We start from the raw sequence: 14,988 nt of genomic DNA on the forward strand, positions 1-14,988 counted from the left end.
CGTAGATCAACTCAGCGGCAGTTCGACATGGACCTGCCAGCCACCTTCGTCGGGGCCGGTCCTGGCCCGTCCGCCGAGCAGGGCGGCGCGCTCGCGTATGCCGCGCAGGCCGCTGCCGCGTCCGAGGCCAGGGCCGGGTACCGGGTCGGTCAGCGGGTTGCGTATCGCGAGGACGAGGGTGTCGCCGGTGACCTGGACGCTTACGTGTGCCGGGACCGCCCCCGCGTGCCGCAGCACATTGGTCAGCGCCTCCTGGAGGATCCGGTAGCCCTCCCGGGACACCGGCCCCGGCAGGGTGTCCACGGGGCCGGTCACCTCGGCGTCGACCTTCGCCCCCGAGGCACGCGCGGACTCCAGCAGACGGTCGGCGTCCACCAGGGTCGGTCTGCTGCTCACGGGCTTCTGCGACTCCCGCAGGACGCCGAGCACCCGCTCCAGGTCCTCAAGAGCGGCCCGGCCGGTCTCCTCGATGGCGCTCAGCGCCCGGTCCGTGAACTCGGGGTCGCCGGCCGCCCGCGCCGCCCCGGCCTGCACGACGGCGACGGTGAGCGCGTGCCCGATGGAGTCGTGCAACTCGCGGGCGATACGCGTGCGTTCAAGGAGCTGCTCGGTGCGTTCCTCCAACGCCGCCATCCGCTCGGCGGGTGACGGCCCGAGGAGCCGCTTGGCCAGCGCGGTGACGAAGTGGCCCGACCACACCACGACCACGCCGCACAGAACCAACGGCACGGGTGCGAGCACGGCGTGCCACCAGTGCTGTCCTTTGACGGACACGAACCCGTCGCCAAGGGGCTCGGGGCCGAACGCCGTCGACGCCAAGTCGACCGAGAGGAGGGGCAACTGGACGGAGAGGTGGGCCACGAGCCAGCCGAGGAGCAGCCGCGCCTCCAGCCACACCACCGTCCGCCCACGGTCCGCCCACGTGACCGACGGGGTGGTCACGATCTCCTCGCTCTCACCGTCCTGCCGACGGCCGAGCAGCAACAGCCTGGCCTGGAACCCCTCCACGACCCGCGTGATGGGCACGAGACCCGCGAGTCCGAGCAGCACGGCGGACGTGACCTGGGTCCACCACGCCTCGTCGACGAACAGCCACAGCGACGACCACACGATGGCCACCAACAGGTGCAGCCACCGCGTGTACGTCACCGCCCGCGTGAGCGGGCGCAGCATGCGGACCATTGCGTCATCGTGCCAGCCGCCACTGACAACGGACCTCCCCCGCACGGGGGAGGCCATCTCCACCGCAGGGGGAGGCCCGCTCCCCGTACGACCGGCCAGGCTGTTGCCATGACCAGCATCGACGTCCAGAACCTCACCAAGGAGTTCGGCACCAGGCGCGCCGTGGACGACCTCACCTTCCGCGTGGTGCCCGGCCGCGTCACCGGTTTCCTCGGTCCCAACGGCGCGGGGAAGTCCACCACCATGCGGCTGGTGCTCGGCCTGGACCGGCCGACCGCCGGTTCGGCGACCATCGGCGGCCGCGCCTACCCGACCCTGCGCGAACCGCTGCGCCACGTCGGCGCCCTGCTCGACGCGCAGGCCGCGCACGGCTCCCGTACCGCCCGCGACCACCTCCGTGTCCTGGCGGCGAGCAACCGCATCCCGGACCGACGCGTCGACGAGGTACTGGAGGAAACCGGCCTGGCCTCGGTGGCCCGGCGCCGCGTGCGGACGTACTCCCTGGGCATGCGCCAGCGGCTCGGCATCGCTGCCGCCCTGCTGGGCGACCCCGAGGTGGTCATGCTGGACGAGCCGTCCAACGGCCTCGACCCCGAAGGCATCGTGTGGATCCGGCAGTTGCTGCGACGGCTCGCGGGGGAGGGGCGGACGGTCCTGGTCTCCAGCCATCTGATGAACGAGACCGCGTCCTTCGCGGACCATCTCGTCGTCCTCGGCCGGGGCCGGCTGCTGGCCGACACCCCGATGGGGGACTTCATCCACGCACGCGTGCAGCCGCGCGTACGGATCCGCACGAGCGACCCCGCCGCCCTGCGGGGCGTCCTGGCCCGGCACGGCCACGAGGCGGAGGAGCACGCGGACGGTCACTGGACCGTGCACCACGCACGCGTGGACGACATCGGCCGCATCGCCTCCGCCGCGGGTGTACCCGTCCTGGAACTCGCCGCCGAGGAGGGCACCTTGGAACAGGCCTACTTCGACCTCACGTCCGCCGAGACCGAGTTCACCGCACAGCCCCAGGAGGCCTGACCATGGAACTCACGCCCGTACTCCGCTCCGAGTGGCTGAAGATCCGTACGCTCCGCTCGCTGCCGGGAGCCCTCCTGGCCCTGTTCGCCGCGACCACGGCGTTCTCCGCGATCGCCGGTGTCTCCGAGACGTCGGACCCGGGGTTCGACGCGCTGTTCACGTCCCTCTCGGGTGTCATACCGGGCCAGATAGCGGCTGTCGCCTTCGGTGCCATGGCCGTGTCGTCGGAGTTCCAGTCGGGGGCGCTCCGGCTCTCGCTGGCCGCGGTTCCGCAGCGCGGCCGGTGGTTCGCCGCCAAGGCGGCCGTCATCGCCGTACCGGCTCTCCTGGTGGGACTGGTGACCGCCCTCGCCGCCCTGATGGTCGGGCGGGCGGGGCTCGGGTCGGCGGCCGACGGGCTCGGCGTCGGCGAGCAGGTGCGCGCTGTCGTCGGGTGCGGTTTCTACCTCATGCTGATGGCCCTGTTCGCAGCAGGGCTGGCCGCCCTGCTGCGCAGTGGCGTGGCCACACTGTCGCTGTTGATCCCGTTCATCCTCGTCGTGGGCTTCGTGATCGGTGACGCCACGGGCACCGTCGCGGACTTCCTGCCCGACAAGGCGGGGCAGTTGGTCCTGCGGGAGACGTACGAGGGGTCGTCCCTCGGGCCGTGGTCGGGGCTCGTGGTGACCGCGCTCTGGACGGGCGCCGCGCTGCTGGCGGGAGCGTGGAGCGTGCGCCGCCGGGACGCCTGACCGACCACGGGGTTGATGCCCCGCCAAGAGTCCCCGCCAGGTGTCAGTGGGGGCGGGTTTACTGGATCCATGAACATCGCACAGCACATCGCCCTCGTCGACGAGCTGTGCTACCGCCCCTTTCCGGCGGAGCACGGCCCGTCGGACGTCGGCACGTCGGGACCCGGCTACCACGTCGCGGTGTTAGAGAGCGCGGCCGAGAGCGACCCCGCGACCCGGGCGGTGACGATCGACCAGTTCGAGAAGGACCGGGACGCCGTCTACGAGCTTCTCGCCTCGCGCTGGGGCGACACCGACCCCTACAACCTGCGGACCGTCCTGCTGCGCACCGAGTACGAGGAGATGCCCCGGCCGTGGGCCGACCTCAGCGCACGCGCCGGTGTGGCGTACCTCTGGGAGGTGGAGGGCTCCGGCCGCTGGGTCGCCGTGGCGGTCGCGGACCGGGACGAGTCGGACGCCGTTCATCTGCTCGCCCTGGTCACGGAGACGGACCCGCCGTAGGGGATCAGCCCCCGGCGGCTTCCCGCAGCCGTCCGAACTCCTCCGCCATGGTCTCGGCCGTCCAGTGCGCGTTCAGCCCGCTCGGGTTGGGCAGCACCCACACCCGCGTGTCCCCGAACGCCCGTGACTGCGGCCCGACCTGAGCCTTCCGGTCGTCGAACGCGGCGCGGTAGGCGGTCACGCCCACCACCGCCAGCCAGGCCGGCCGCAGCCGTTCCGCCTTCAGCGCGAGCAGCCGCCCGCCCTCCCGGTACTCCTCGGCGCTCAGCTCGTCGGCCCGAGCGGTCGGCCGCGCCACGACGTTGGTGATGCCGAGCCCGTACGACAGCAACTCTTGCTGTTCCGACGGCTTCAGCAGCCGCGGCGTGAAGCCGGACCGGTGCAGTACCGGCCAGAAGCGGTTGCCGGGGCGGGCGAAGTGATGGCCCGTCGCGGCCATCATCAGCCCAGGGTTGATCCCGCAGAACAGCACCCGCAGACCGTCCGCGACCACGTCCGGCACGACACGGTCGCGGGCGGCCTCCAGCTCCTCGGGCGTGAAGCGCGTCATGCGGCGCGTCAGAGAATCGCGCCGGGCGTGTAGCCCGCGGCCCGGGGGTGCTGCTTCACGATCTCCTCGACCCGGGCGACCACGGTGGCGATCTGGTCGCCCGCGGCACCCGTGAAGGACAGCTTGTCGGCCATCAGCGCGTCGAGCTGGGCGCGGTCGAGCGGAATGCGCGCGTCGGCGGCGAGCTTGTCGAGCAGCTCGTTGCGCTCGGCGCCCTGCTCGCGCATCGCGAGCGCGGAGGCGACGGCGTTCTCCTTGATCGCCTCGTGCGCGAGCTCCCGGCCCACGCCCGCGCGCACGGCACCCATCAGCACCTTGGTGGTGGCGAGGAACGGCAGGTACCGGTCCAGCTCCCGGGCGACGACCGCCGGGAAGGCGCCGAACTCGTCGAGCACCGTCAGGAACGTCTCCAGCAGGCCGTCCAGCGCGAAGAACGCGTCCGGCAGCGCCACCCGGCGCACCACCGAGCAGGACACGTCGCCCTCGTTCCACTGGTCGCCCGCCAGCTCGCCCGTCATCGAGGCGTAGCCGCGCAGGATCACCATCAGGCCGTTGACGCGCTCGCAGGAGCGGGTGTTCATCTTGTGGGGCATCGCCGAGGAGCCGACCTGGCCCGGCTTGAAGCCCTCGGTGACCAGCTCGTGCCCGGCCATCAGCCGGACCGTCTTCGCCAGCGACGACGGCGCCGCCGCCAGCTGCACCAGCGCCGTCACGACCTCGTAGTCCAGGGAGCGCGGGTACACCTGGCCGACCGACGTGAACGCCTGCGAGAAGCCCAGGTGCGTGGCGATCCGCTGCTCCAGCTCCGCGAGCTTTCCGGCATCCCCGCCCAGCAGGTCCAGCATGTCCTGCGCGGTGCCGACCGGGCCCTTGATACCGCGCAGCGGGTAGCGGCCCAGCAGCTCCTCGACGCGGCCGTAGGCCACGAGCAGCTCGTCGGTGGCGGTCGCGAAGCGCTTGCCGAGGGTGGTGGCCTGCGCGGCGACGTTGTGCGAGCGGCCGGCCATGACCAGCTCGCCGTACTCGCCGGCCAGCTTGCCCAGACGCGCCAGAACGGCGACCGTGCGGTCGCGCATCAGCTCCAGCGAGAGCCGGACCTGGAGCTGCTCGACGTTCTCGGTGAGGTCGCGGGAGGTCATGCCCTTGTGCACGTGCTCGTGCCCGGCGAGGTCGTTGAACTCCTCGATCCGTGCCTTCACGTCGTGCCGGGTGACCTTCTCGCGCTCGGCGATGGAGGCCAGGTCGACGGTGTCGAGCACACGCTCGTAGTCGGCGAGCGCCGCGTCCGGCACCTCGATCCCGAGGTCCTTCTGGGCGCGCAGCACGGCGAGCCAGAGCTGCCGCTCCAGCTTCACCTTCTGCTCGGGGGACCAGAGCGTGGCGAGCTCGGCGGAGGCGTACCGTCCGGCGAGGACGTTCGGGATGCGGGGCTTGGCGGGAGCGGAAGTCACGTGGACGGATTCTACTGGCGATTCGTGCAGGCCAGCGCAACGGGTGTCTTCGTCGGAACCTACGAGAGCCGTTCGGCGAGGTCGGCCAGCACCTCGGCGTGGCACGGTTGTGGCGCACACCAGCAGGCCAGCGCCTTGCCGCGCAGCTCGGGCACCAGTGCGAGCAGATCCGGCCGCTCCAGCAGATACGCCCGGTACTTCGCCATGACCTCGGCGCGCGTACCGTCGCGTTTCCTGGTCGGGGTGTCGTAGGCGAAGGGGTTGTAGAGCGGGTGCCGGGGCAGGTCCCAGCCTCCGAGGGTCCAGCGGCGGCCGACGTAGACCACGTCCGCCGGCGCGTGCTCCAGCCGGGGGCCGAAGTCGTGCAGCCGGCCCCTGACGTTGATCACGCGCGTGTCCACGAGGACCTACAGCTCGTACGGCAGCAGCTCGGGCCGCTTCGGCGGCAGGCCGTCGCCCGAGGAGCGGCCTGTCAGGCGGCGGCCGATCCAGGGCAGCAGGTACTGCCGGGCGAACCGCACGTCCGCCGCGCGGCGCATGACCCAGCCGGGCGGCAGCGCCGTCGGCATCGGCGTGCGCCATTCGGTGTCCTCGGGCTCGTAGCCGAGCGTCTGCCACACGGCCTCGGCGACCCGGCGGTGGCCCTCGGCCGTCAGATGCAGCCGGTCCACGTCCCACAGCCGGGGGTCGCCGAGCGAGGGGGCGCCGTAGAGGTCGACGACGATCGCGCCGTGCCGGTCGGCGAGCTCGTCGACACAGGCGAACAGCTCCTCCATGCGCGGCCGGAACCGCTCCAGGACGGGACCCCGCCGGCCCGGGCTGCGCATCAGCACGAGCTGCTTGCACGACGGGGCCAGCCGCTCCACGGCCTCCTCCAGTAGGGCGCGCACCCGGCCCATGTCGCACTTGGGCCGCAGCGTGTCGTTGAGGCCGCCGACCAGGGTGATCACATCGGGCTCCATGGCCGCCGCCACGTCGGCCTGCTCGTCGACGATCTGCTGGATCAGCTTGCCGCGCACCGCGAGGTTGGCGTAGCGGAAGCCGGGTGCGGCGGCCGCCATCCGTGCGGCGAGCAGGTCGGCCCAGCCGCGGTAGGTGCCGTCGGGCAACAGGTCCGACATGCCCTCGGTGAAGGAGTCGCCGACCGCGACGAGGCTGCTGTAGGTGGGGTTCGTGTGCATGGCGACGGAGATAATATCCCGTGCACATACCCAGCAGTCGGTCGGCTGCCGGGAGCCGCGCTCACGTCCGCTGGCCGAACAGCTCCCGCAGTACGTCCTCCATGGTCACGAGACCGGCCAGCCGTCCGTCCTCCCCGAGTACGGCGGCGAGATGCGTACGGCTGCCGCGCATCGCGGTGAGGACGTCGTCCAGCGGCGTGTGCTCCCGCACGCGCGCGATGGGCCGCATGTCCCGCAGCCGGAAGGGCACATCGCGCCCCACGGCGTCCAGGGCGTCCTTCACATGCAGATAGCCGACGATCCGCCGCCCCTCGTCCACCACCGGGAAGCGGGAGAACCCGGACTCCGCCGTCAGCCGCTCCAGCTCGTCCGGAGCGACGCCCACGCTCGCGTACACCACGCTCTCCAGCGGCAGCACCACGTCGCGCACCGGTCGGCGGCCCAGTTCCAGCGCGTCGTGCAGCCGCTCCTGGGCGCGGTCGTCGATGAGGCCGGCCTCGCTGGAGTCCTTCACGATCCGCGCTATCTCGGCGTCCGAGTAGGAGGCGGCGACCTCGTCCCGGGCCTCCACGCGCAGCAGCTTCAGCAGCGTGTTGGCGAAGGCGTTCACCGTGAAGATCACCGGGCGCAGTCCCCGGGACAGCGCCACCAGGGGCGGGCCGAGCGCCAGCGCGCTGCGCACCGGCTCGGCGAGCGCGATGTTCTTCGGCACCATCTCGCCGAGCAGCATGTGCAGATACGTCGCCAGGGCCAGCGCGATCACGAAGGACACCGCGTGCCCCGCGCCCTCGGGCAGGCCCACCGCGTGGAACACCGGCTCCAGCAGGTGCGCGATCGCCGGCTCGGCCACCACGCCCAGCACCAGCGTGCACAGCGTGATGCCGAGCTGCGCGGCCGCCATCAGCGCGGACACGTGCTCCAGGCCCCACAGCACGCTCTTGGCCCGCCGGTCGCCCCGGTCGGCGTAGGGCTCGATCTGGCTGCGGCGCACCGAGATCAGCGCGAACTCGGCGCCGACGAAGAAGGCGTTGACGACGAGCGTCGCCAGACCGATCAGCAGCTGTACGGCGGTCACAGCTCCGCTCCCTTCTCGTCGGGCTTCACGTCGAGGGGCGCCCGCAACTGGACGCGCGCCGCCCGGCGGCCCGTCGCGTCCAGGACCTCCATCCGCCAGCCGGCGACCTCGAGCGTGTCACCGACGGCCGGTATCCGGCCGATCACCGTCGCCACCAGCCCGGCGAGCGTCTCGTACGGCCCCTCCGGCGCGCGCAGCCCGACCCGCTCCAGGTGGTCCACGCGTGCGGAGCCGTCGGCCGAGTACAGGGCGTGGCCGGCCTCGTCGGTCCCGGCGGGTGCGAGGTCCGGCAGCTCGTGCGGGTCGTGTTCGTCGCGCACCTCGCCGACGACCTCCTCGACGATGTCCTCCAGGGTGGCCACGCCCGCCGTACCGCCGTACTCGTCGATCACGACGGCCATCGTGCGCTTGCCGGAGAGCCGGTCCAGGAGCCGGTCGACGGTGAGCGTCTCCGGGACCAGCAGCGGCTCGCGCATCAGCTCGGAGACGTAGATCCGGGTCCGGCGCACGGCCGGTACCGCCAGCACGTCCTTGACGTGTGCGGTGCCGACGACCGAGTCGAGGGTGCCGCGGTAGACGGGGAACCGTGACAGCCCGGTCGCCCGGGTCGCGTTCGCCACGTCCTCCAGGGTCGCCTGCACCTCCAGGGCGACGACCTGGACCCGGGGCGTCATCACGTTCTCCGCGGTCAGGTCGGCGAGGTTCAGCGTCCGCACGAACAGCTCGGCGGTGTCGGCCTCGAGCGCGCCCTCCTTGGCGGAGTGCCGGGCCAGCGCCGCCAGCTCCTGCGGCCCGCGCGCCGAGGCCAGCTCCTCGGCGGGCTCCACACCGATCCGGCGCACGATCCGGTTCGCCGTGTTGTTGAGGTGGGTGATGAAGGGCCGGAACGCGGCGCTGAACCAGCGCTGGGCGTTGCCCACGGTCTTGGCGACGGCCAGCGGCGAGGAGATCGCCCAGTTCTTCGGAACCAGCTCGCCGACCACCATCAGGAACACCGTCGACGCGGCCGTGCCGAGCACCAGCGCGAGGCTGTGCGATGCCGACCGCGAGACACCGGCGTCCTCCAGCGGTCCCGCGATCAGCGCGGCGATCGACGGCTCGGCGAGCATGCCGACGACCAGGTTCGTGACGGTGATGCCGAGCTGCGCCCCGGACAACTGGAACGTCAGGCTCCGTACGGCCTTCAGCGCTCCCTGCGCGCCCCGCTCGCCGCGCTCCACCGCTCGCTCCAGCTCGGCGCGCTCGACCGTGGTGAGGGAGAACTCGGCCGCCACGAAGGCGCCGCAGGCGAGCGAGAGCAGGATCGCCGCGAGAAGAAGGAGCACTTCGGTCATCGGTTCACCCCCGTTCCATGGTTCTCCAGGACGGGGCGGAACGCGCGGTGTCGCGCGCGGGGAGGCTCGCCCATGGGCGGACGCTCACAACCTTTCATGCAGAACCGAGTGGCCATCCAAGAGTAAAGGATGGGCAAAGTCCTTCCGCGGGGGTGCTCAGGGCGAGTCGGCGGGGGCGGGAGTGAGCCGGTAGGCGCCCTCGTGGGCGACGACGCGGCCGGCGGTGGGCGGCGCGAAGTGGGTGCCCAGGAGGAGGGTGTCCGTGCCGGCGAGCGAGTCGAACAGGCCGCGGCGCGAGGCCTCGGACTGTCCGGGGTCGATGTCCACGCAGGCGCCGATGCCGGGGTGGGCGAGCTGGATGGGGTGGTGGACGCAGTCGCCGGTGATCAGTGCCGTCCGCCCGCGGCTGGTCAGTTCGACGGCGAGGTGGCCGGGGGTGTGTCCCGGGGTGGGGATCAGGCGCAGGCCCGGGGCGACTTCGACGCCCTCGGCGGGGACGTCGAGGAGGTCGAGCCGCCCCGCCTCCTCCACCGGGATCACGGAGTCGCGGAACATCTGCGCGCGTGCCTCGTCCATGGCGTACCCGGCCCAGAACTCCCGCTCGACGCGGGAGGTCAGGTAGCGGGCGTGCGGGAAGGTGGGCACCCACTCGCCGTTCACCTCCCGGGTGTTCCAGCCGACGTGGTCGGCGTGCAGGTGGGTGAGGATCACCAAGTCCACCGATTCCGGGGGGAATCCGGCGGCGGTGAGGCGCCGCAGGTAGTCGGTGTCGAGGTCGTGCCAGGCGGGATTGGCCCGCTGCTTGCCGTTGCCGATGCCGGTGTCCACCAGGACGCGCAGCCCGCCGGTGGTGAAGGCGAAGCTGTGGCTGTCGATGCGCAGGACGCCCTCGTCGTCCGCGAAGTGAGGGCGCAGCCAGTCCTGTCCCGCGACGACGTCCGGCGTGGCGTCGGGCAGCAGCCACGGGCCGGTGGCGGCCGGCAGGGGCACCTCGTCGATGCGGTGGACGGCGACGTCGCCCACGGTCCAGGTGGTCATCGGTCTCTCCTTGCGCTCTCAAAGCGATCCGTCTTAAAGCGATCCGTTTGCGTTAAGTCGACCGTAGGCCCTACAGTCCATTAACGCAAACAGTTAGCTTTTGTAGTAGAGGAGTCCATGTCCTCCACCGAACTCACGCCTCCGGAAGCGGCCCGCTGGGCCCACCGAGCCGGGCTCGTCCTGTCCGTCGACCGCCACGCCGCCGTCGCGGCCACCGCCGACCACATCCACTCCGTCGTCGCCGTCCTGCGCGAGCTGGACTTCGGCGACACCCCGCCCGCTCCCGCCTACCGCGCGGCACAGGAGGCCCACGATGCAGCCGTATGAACTGACCCTCAGCGCCGCCGCCGACGCGATCCGGGCGCGGCGGCTGTCGCCCGTCGAGCTGGCGGACTCCGTGCTGGAGCGCGTCGAAGCGGTGGAGCCGCGGCTCGGGGCCTATGTCGCCGTCACCGCCGAGCACACCCGCCGGGCCGCGCGCGAGGCCGAGAAGGACATCGCGGCCGGCCGGCACCGCGGTCCGCTGCACGGCATCCCGATGGGCCTGAAGGACCTGATCGATGTCGCCGGTGTGCCGACGTCGGCCAGTTCGAGGGTGCGGTCCGGCCACCGCGCACAGGCCGACAGCACCGTCGCGGCACGCCTGTCGGCGGCCGGAGCCGTCCTGGTCGGCAAGACCCACACCCACGAGTTCGCCTACGGGCTGACCACCCCGCAGACCAGCAACGCCTGGGACCGCGACCGGGTCGCCGGCGGCTCCAGCGGCGGATCGGCGGTCGCCGTCGCCGCGGGCGCCGCCACCTTCGCCCTGGGCACCGACACCGGCGGATCCATCCGGGTGCCCGCGGCGCTCAACGGGGTCGTCGGCCTCAAGCCGACCTACGGCCTGGTCCCGCGCCACGGCGTCACCTCGCTGTCCTGGTCCCTGGACCACATCGGCCCGGTCACCCGCACCGTCGAGGACGCGGGCCTGGTCCTCGACGCCCTGGCCGGCCACGACCCCCGCGACCCCGCTTCCCTGACCACGCCCCTGGCGGACCACCGGCCGACCGAGGGCACTGACCTGACCGGGCTGCGGATCGGCGTGCCGCGCACCTGGTACTTCGACCACGTCGACGCGGAGGTGGAAGCCGCCGTCCGGAGCGCGATCGACCGGCTCCGGAGTCTCGGTGCCCGGCTCGTCGACGTCGAGATCCCCATGACCCGCTACATCCAGGCCACCCAGTGGGGCCTGATGGTGCCCGAGGCCACCGCCTACCACGAGAGCACCCTGCGCACGGTCCCCGAGCTCTACCAGGCCGACGTCCGTATCCTCCTGGAAGCCGGGGAACTGATGCCCGCCGGCGATTACTTGCGGGCCCAGCGCTCCCGCACCCTCATGCGGCAGGAGTGGGCAAGCATGCTGCGGGAGGTCGACGTGATCGCCGCCCCCACCCTCCCCGCGACCGCGGTCCGGGCCGGCCAGGAGACGATCACCTGGTCCGACGGTACCGTCGAGGGCGTTTCGGACGCCTTTGTGCGGCTCTCCGCCCCCGCCAACATCACCGGGGTGCCGTCCCTGTCCGTACCGGTCGGCCACGACACCGAGGGCCTGCCGATCGGCATGCAGCTCCTCGGCCGGCCGCTCGGGGAGAGGCTGCTCCTGCGGGTCGGGCACGCCTACGAACAGACCCGGCCCGCCCGTGAGCTCGCGCCGGCGGCCTGAATGAGTAAGTGCCCCAGACGCAAAGGGTTCGCTTTAAGGTGGGTGCTGTGAGCAGACAGATGGTTCGCCCCGGCGGCCGCAGCGCCAGGGTCCAGGCATCGGTGCACGCCGCCGTGCGCGAACTCGCCTCGGAGCTGGGCCGGGAGGCCTTGACGGTGCCGCTGGTCGCCCAGCGCGCGGGCGTGACGCCGTCGACCATCTACCGCCGCTGGGGCGACCTGCAGGAACTGCTGTCGGACGTGGCGGTCGAGCGCCTGCGGCCCGACACCGCGCCCGGTGACCACGGCGCCCTGCCGGCCGACCTCACGGCCTGGGCCGAGCAGTTCCTCGACGAGATGGCCTCGCCCGCCGGCCGTGCCTACATCCGCGACGCCCTGCTGGGCGACCCGGACGGCGGCAACGCCGGCCAGTGCTCGGCCTACGCCGCCGAGCAGATCGGCCTCGTCCTCACCCGGGCGGCCGGACGCGGGGAGCGGACACCCGACGTCGAGACGGTGATCGACCAGGTCGTCGCGCCCATGATGTACCGCATCCTCTTCCGCCCGGACGGACTCGACGCCGCCTACGCCCAGCGTCTCGTGGCCGGAGTCCTCGCACCGGCCGGAGACACGGCCTAGCCGGTGAGGGGCTTGACCCAGCGCCGCCAGTGGTCCTCGCGCCGGTAGCCGGCCGCGGCCCAGGCGTGGTGGGCCTGTTCGTTGGCTTCCAGGACCATGGCGTCGACGCGTCGCCCGCCCAGGGCCGCGAAGCGTTCTTCGGCGGCTTCGAGCAGGGCGGTGGCGATGCCTTGACGGCGGTGGCCGGGGTGTACGGCGAGCCGGTAGGCGGAGCAGCGCCATCCGTCGAAGCCGGCTATGACGGTTCCCGTGAGGAGGCCGTCGCGCTCGGCGAGCAGCAGGGCTTCGGGGTCTCGTGTGATGAGGCGTGCCACCCCGTCGTGATCGTCGCTGATGCTGGTTCCTTCCGCGGCTTCGCGCCAGAACCGCAGCACGGTGTCGATGTCCGAGAGGGCCGCGCAGCGGATGTGAAGATCGCTCATGGGGCGAGCCAAGCAGACCGCCGGCCCGTCTGGCGAACGGGTTTCCGTACCGGGGAACCGCGTGTTGGTTAGGGTGGCACCCGGAGACTGATGGCGCCCGCGCGGGCCGAGTCGGACACGACGGGGGGCTCGTCGGTGGGGAGTTGGCGCCCAGCAGCCACGGCTGCCCACCGGTCGGCGCCCGCGGTGCTGCCCCCACCGCTGCGCTTGTGGCTCGGGCTGATCGCGGCCCTCGCCGCGCTGGTGGTCGTCGGGCTCGGGGTCCTGTACGCCGACCACAGCGAGCCCGGCACGGTGGACGGGTGGATCCAGTCGCCGGTGGACGGTGTGGGGCCGCCGTGGCGGTACCTCGCTCTGGCCACGGACTCCTTGGGGGAGCCCGCCGGAGCGGCGACGCTGGTCGTGGCCACCGTGACGGGCTGCCTGCTGCTTCGGCGTCCTCGCGCGGCGGTGCTCATCGTGGCCGGCACCGGACTGGCCGTCGGGACGACGAAGCTGCTCAAGCCCCTGGTGGGACGCACCATCCACGACGGGCACCTCTCCTACCCGAGCGGGCACACCGCCTTCCTCACCGCGCTCGCCCTCGTGGTGGCGCTGCTCGCGACCGGCCGGCTCGCCCTCGGCAGGACGGCCGGCACGCTGCTCGTCCTCGCCGCTGCGCTCGTCGCCGGTGCCGCCATGGGCTGGGCGCAGGTCGCCCTCGGCGCGCACTACCCGACCGACACCCTCGGCGGCTGGTGCACCGCGCTGGCGGTGGTACCGGCGACCGCGTGGCTGGTTGACCGGATGGCTGACCGGCTGGCCGACGCCGGCCGGCAGCAGCGCCCCTGACGCCACGTCATGTCACGCCAAGCGGCGGAACACCGGCTTCACCGGTCGCCCGGCCAGCCAGGGGGTGGGGTCAGCGGCGTCGAGTGCCTTCCGGTACACCGCACATGCCTGGGCCACCACGTCGACGGTGTGATCGATGTCGGCGTCGTCGAGCGCGCTGCTCACCACGAACGACGGGGCGAGGACCCCGCCCGCGAGGAGCCGGCGCAGGAACAGGGTGCGGTACTCCTGTGACGGCTGCCGGTTCGCGTCGAGGGTGGCGAAGACCAGGTTGCTGGCCCGGCCCCGGACGACGACGTGGTCGCCGACGCCCATGCCGACCGCGGCCTCACGGACACCGGCGGCCAGCCGCTCGCCGAGGGCGTGCAGTCGCGCGGTGACGCCCTCCTCGACGTAGATGGTCTGCACGGCCATCGCGGCGGCCAGGGAGTGCGTTTCCGCACCGTGTGTGGTGGACAGCAGGAACACCCGGTCGCCGGAGTGACGCAGCCCGCCCCGCTCCATCAGGTCGCGGCGCCCGGCCAGCGCGGAGACGGCGAACCCGTTGCCCAGCGCCTTGCCGAACGTGGAGAGGTCGGGGACGACGCCGTACAGACCCTGGGCGCCCGCCTCGGACCAGCGGAAACCGGTGATCATCTCGTCGAAGATCAGTACGCAGCCGTGCTGGTCGGCCAGCTCGCGCAGGCCGGCCAGGTACCCGGGCGGCGGCTCGGTGTGGGCGGCGGGTTCGAGGATCAGGCAGGCGACCTCGCCCTGGTACCGGGTGAGCAGTTCCTCCGTGGCGGCCAGGTCCCCGTAGGGGAACGCCACGGTGAGCTCGGTGGTCGCCACCGGTATACCGGCGGACATCGGCGTCGTGCCGATGAACCAGTCATCGACGGAGAAGAACGGATGGTCGGCGCAGAGGGCCACCCGCGGGCGCCCGGTGGCGGCGCGGGCGAGGCGCACCGCGGCGGTGGTGGCGTCGGAGCCGTTCTTCGCGAACTTCACCATCTCGGCGGTCGGCACGGTGGCCAGGAAGCGTTCCGCGGCCTCGACCTCCACGACGGACGGCCGGACGAAGTTGCTCCCGCGGTCGAGTTCCCGCCGCACCGCCTCGAGCACGCGCGGGTGGGCGTGGCCGAGGCTGACCGACCGCAGGCCGGACCCGTACTCGATGTAGCGGTTGCCGTCGATGTCCCACACGTGGGCGCCGCGGCCGTGGCTGATGACCGGGGCCAGGTTCTCGGGGTACTGGTCGTCGCCCTTGGCGTAGGTGTGCGCGCCCCCGGGGATCATGGCGTGCAGCCGCTCGTTCGCCAGCCGTGACCGGGGCAGGAGGAACTCTTCGGTGTCCACGCT

General features: G+C 72.4%; 17 protein-coding genes. 7 read left to right on the forward strand and 10 right to left on the reverse strand.

The features are described 5' to 3' along the window. Window positions 1-6: 6 nt before the first annotated feature. A complete protein-coding gene (locus tag OG542_RS34675; protein ID WP_328416027.1) occupies window positions 7-1,182 on the reverse strand; it encodes a sensor histidine kinase in 1,176 nt (391 codons plus the stop codon). Window positions 1,183-1,290: 108 nt separating this feature from the next. Here OG542_RS34675 and OG542_RS34680 point away from each other — a divergent pair, with 108 nt between their 5' ends. The 3 genes from OG542_RS34680 to OG542_RS34690 all read left to right on the forward strand — a co-directional run bounded on the left by OG542_RS34680 (window position 1,291) and on the right by OG542_RS34690 (window position 3,443). Then, window positions 1,291-2,211 carry an ABC transporter ATP-binding protein gene (locus OG542_RS34680; protein ID WP_311130156.1) on the forward strand — a complete coding sequence of 307 codons (921 nt, stop codon included), beginning with the start codon at window positions 1,291-1,293 and terminating at the stop codon, window positions 2,209-2,211. A 2-nt stretch (window positions 2,212-2,213) separates the two neighbouring features. After that, entirely contained in the window at window positions 2,214-2,942 is a 729-nt protein-coding gene (locus OG542_RS34685) for an ABC transporter permease (protein WP_328416029.1), read from the forward strand. 69 nt (window positions 2,943-3,011) lie between these two features. Further along, window positions 3,012-3,443, forward strand: a complete 432-nt coding sequence (locus OG542_RS34690; RefSeq protein WP_193482157.1) for a hypothetical protein — start codon at window positions 3,012-3,014, stop codon at window positions 3,441-3,443. Between the two features lie 4 nt (window positions 3,444-3,447). Here OG542_RS34690 and mug read toward each other — a convergent pair whose 3' ends face one another. The 7 genes from mug to OG542_RS34725 all read right to left on the reverse strand — a co-directional run bounded on the left by mug (window position 3,448) and on the right by OG542_RS34725 (window position 10,072). After that, window positions 3,448-3,993 carry a G/U mismatch-specific DNA glycosylase gene (gene mug / locus OG542_RS34695; RefSeq protein ID WP_328416032.1) on the reverse strand — a complete coding sequence of 182 codons (546 nt, stop codon included), beginning with the start codon at window positions 3,991-3,993 and terminating at the stop codon, window positions 3,448-3,450. 8 nt (window positions 3,994-4,001) lie between these two features. After that, window positions 4,002-5,444 carry an adenylosuccinate lyase gene (gene purB / locus OG542_RS34700; RefSeq protein ID WP_328416034.1) on the reverse strand — a complete coding sequence of 481 codons (1,443 nt, stop codon included), beginning with the start codon at window positions 5,442-5,444 and terminating at the stop codon, window positions 4,002-4,004. A gap of 59 nt (window positions 5,445-5,503) precedes the next feature. Next, a complete protein-coding gene (locus OG542_RS34705) occupies window positions 5,504-5,845 on the reverse strand; it encodes a DUF4326 domain-containing protein (protein WP_193482160.1) in 342 nt (113 codons plus the stop codon). Between the two features lie 6 nt (window positions 5,846-5,851). Beyond that, the gene (locus OG542_RS34710) at window positions 5,852-6,625 is read right to left on the reverse strand and encodes an SGNH/GDSL hydrolase family protein (protein ID WP_328416036.1); all 774 of its coding nucleotides are present in this window, start codon (window positions 6,623-6,625) and stop codon (window positions 5,852-5,854) included. Window positions 6,626-6,686: 61 nt separating this feature from the next. Further along, the gene (locus tag OG542_RS34715; RefSeq protein WP_328416038.1) at window positions 6,687-7,700 is read right to left on the reverse strand and encodes a hemolysin family protein; all 1,014 of its coding nucleotides are present in this window, start codon (window positions 7,698-7,700) and stop codon (window positions 6,687-6,689) included. Continuing rightward, the gene (locus OG542_RS34720) at window positions 7,697-9,034 is read right to left on the reverse strand and encodes a hemolysin family protein (RefSeq protein WP_311130150.1); all 1,338 of its coding nucleotides are present in this window, start codon (window positions 9,032-9,034) and stop codon (window positions 7,697-7,699) included. Before OG542_RS34720 ends, OG542_RS34715 begins: the two co-directional genes overlap by 4 nt. Window positions 9,035-9,190: 156 nt before the next feature. Then, window positions 9,191-10,072: an MBL fold metallo-hydrolase gene (locus OG542_RS34725; protein ID WP_328416041.1), complete on the reverse strand. Its 882-nt coding sequence runs from the start codon at window positions 10,070-10,072 to the stop codon at window positions 9,191-9,193. A gap of 117 nt (window positions 10,073-10,189) precedes the next feature. Between OG542_RS34725 and OG542_RS34730 the strand changes: the two genes are divergently transcribed. From OG542_RS34730 to OG542_RS34740, 3 genes are read left to right on the forward strand one after another with little or no spacing between them, the layout of a single operon-like run. Continuing rightward, window positions 10,190-10,399, forward strand: coding sequence for a hypothetical protein (locus OG542_RS34730; RefSeq protein ID WP_184599577.1), 210 nt, complete (start codon window positions 10,190-10,192; stop codon window positions 10,397-10,399). After that, the gene (locus tag OG542_RS34735; RefSeq protein WP_328416043.1) at window positions 10,386-11,777 is read left to right on the forward strand and encodes an amidase; all 1,392 of its coding nucleotides are present in this window, start codon (window positions 10,386-10,388) and stop codon (window positions 11,775-11,777) included. Before OG542_RS34730 ends, OG542_RS34735 begins: the two co-directional genes overlap by 14 nt. Before the next feature lie 59 nt (window positions 11,778-11,836). After that, window positions 11,837-12,394, forward strand: a complete 558-nt coding sequence (locus OG542_RS34740) for a TetR/AcrR family transcriptional regulator (RefSeq protein WP_311130528.1) — start codon at window positions 11,837-11,839, stop codon at window positions 12,392-12,394. Here the strand turns inward: OG542_RS34740 and OG542_RS34745 are convergent. After that, window positions 12,391-12,816 carry a GNAT family N-acetyltransferase gene (locus OG542_RS34745; RefSeq protein WP_328416045.1) on the reverse strand — a complete coding sequence of 142 codons (426 nt, stop codon included), beginning with the start codon at window positions 12,814-12,816 and terminating at the stop codon, window positions 12,391-12,393. The two genes, OG542_RS34740 and OG542_RS34745, sit on opposite strands and share 4 nt — an antisense overlap. Before the next feature lie 90 nt (window positions 12,817-12,906). Between OG542_RS34745 and OG542_RS34750 the strand changes: the two genes are divergently transcribed. Continuing rightward, window positions 12,907-13,647: a phosphatase PAP2 family protein gene (locus OG542_RS34750; protein ID WP_328416047.1), complete on the forward strand. Its 741-nt coding sequence runs from the start codon at window positions 12,907-12,909 to the stop codon at window positions 13,645-13,647. 12 nt (window positions 13,648-13,659) lie between these two features. Here the strand turns inward: OG542_RS34750 and OG542_RS34755 are convergent, their stop codons facing one another. Beyond that, window positions 13,660-14,985, reverse strand: a complete 1,326-nt coding sequence (locus tag OG542_RS34755; RefSeq protein ID WP_328416049.1) for a glutamate-1-semialdehyde 2,1-aminomutase — start codon at window positions 14,983-14,985, stop codon at window positions 13,660-13,662. Between the last annotated feature and the right edge of the window lie 3 nt (window positions 14,986-14,988).

Origin of the sequence: Streptomyces violaceus (assembly GCF_036014075.1) — a bacterium.
Classification (GTDB): Bacteria; Actinomycetota; Actinomycetes; order Streptomycetales; family Streptomycetaceae; genus Streptomyces; species Streptomyces violaceus.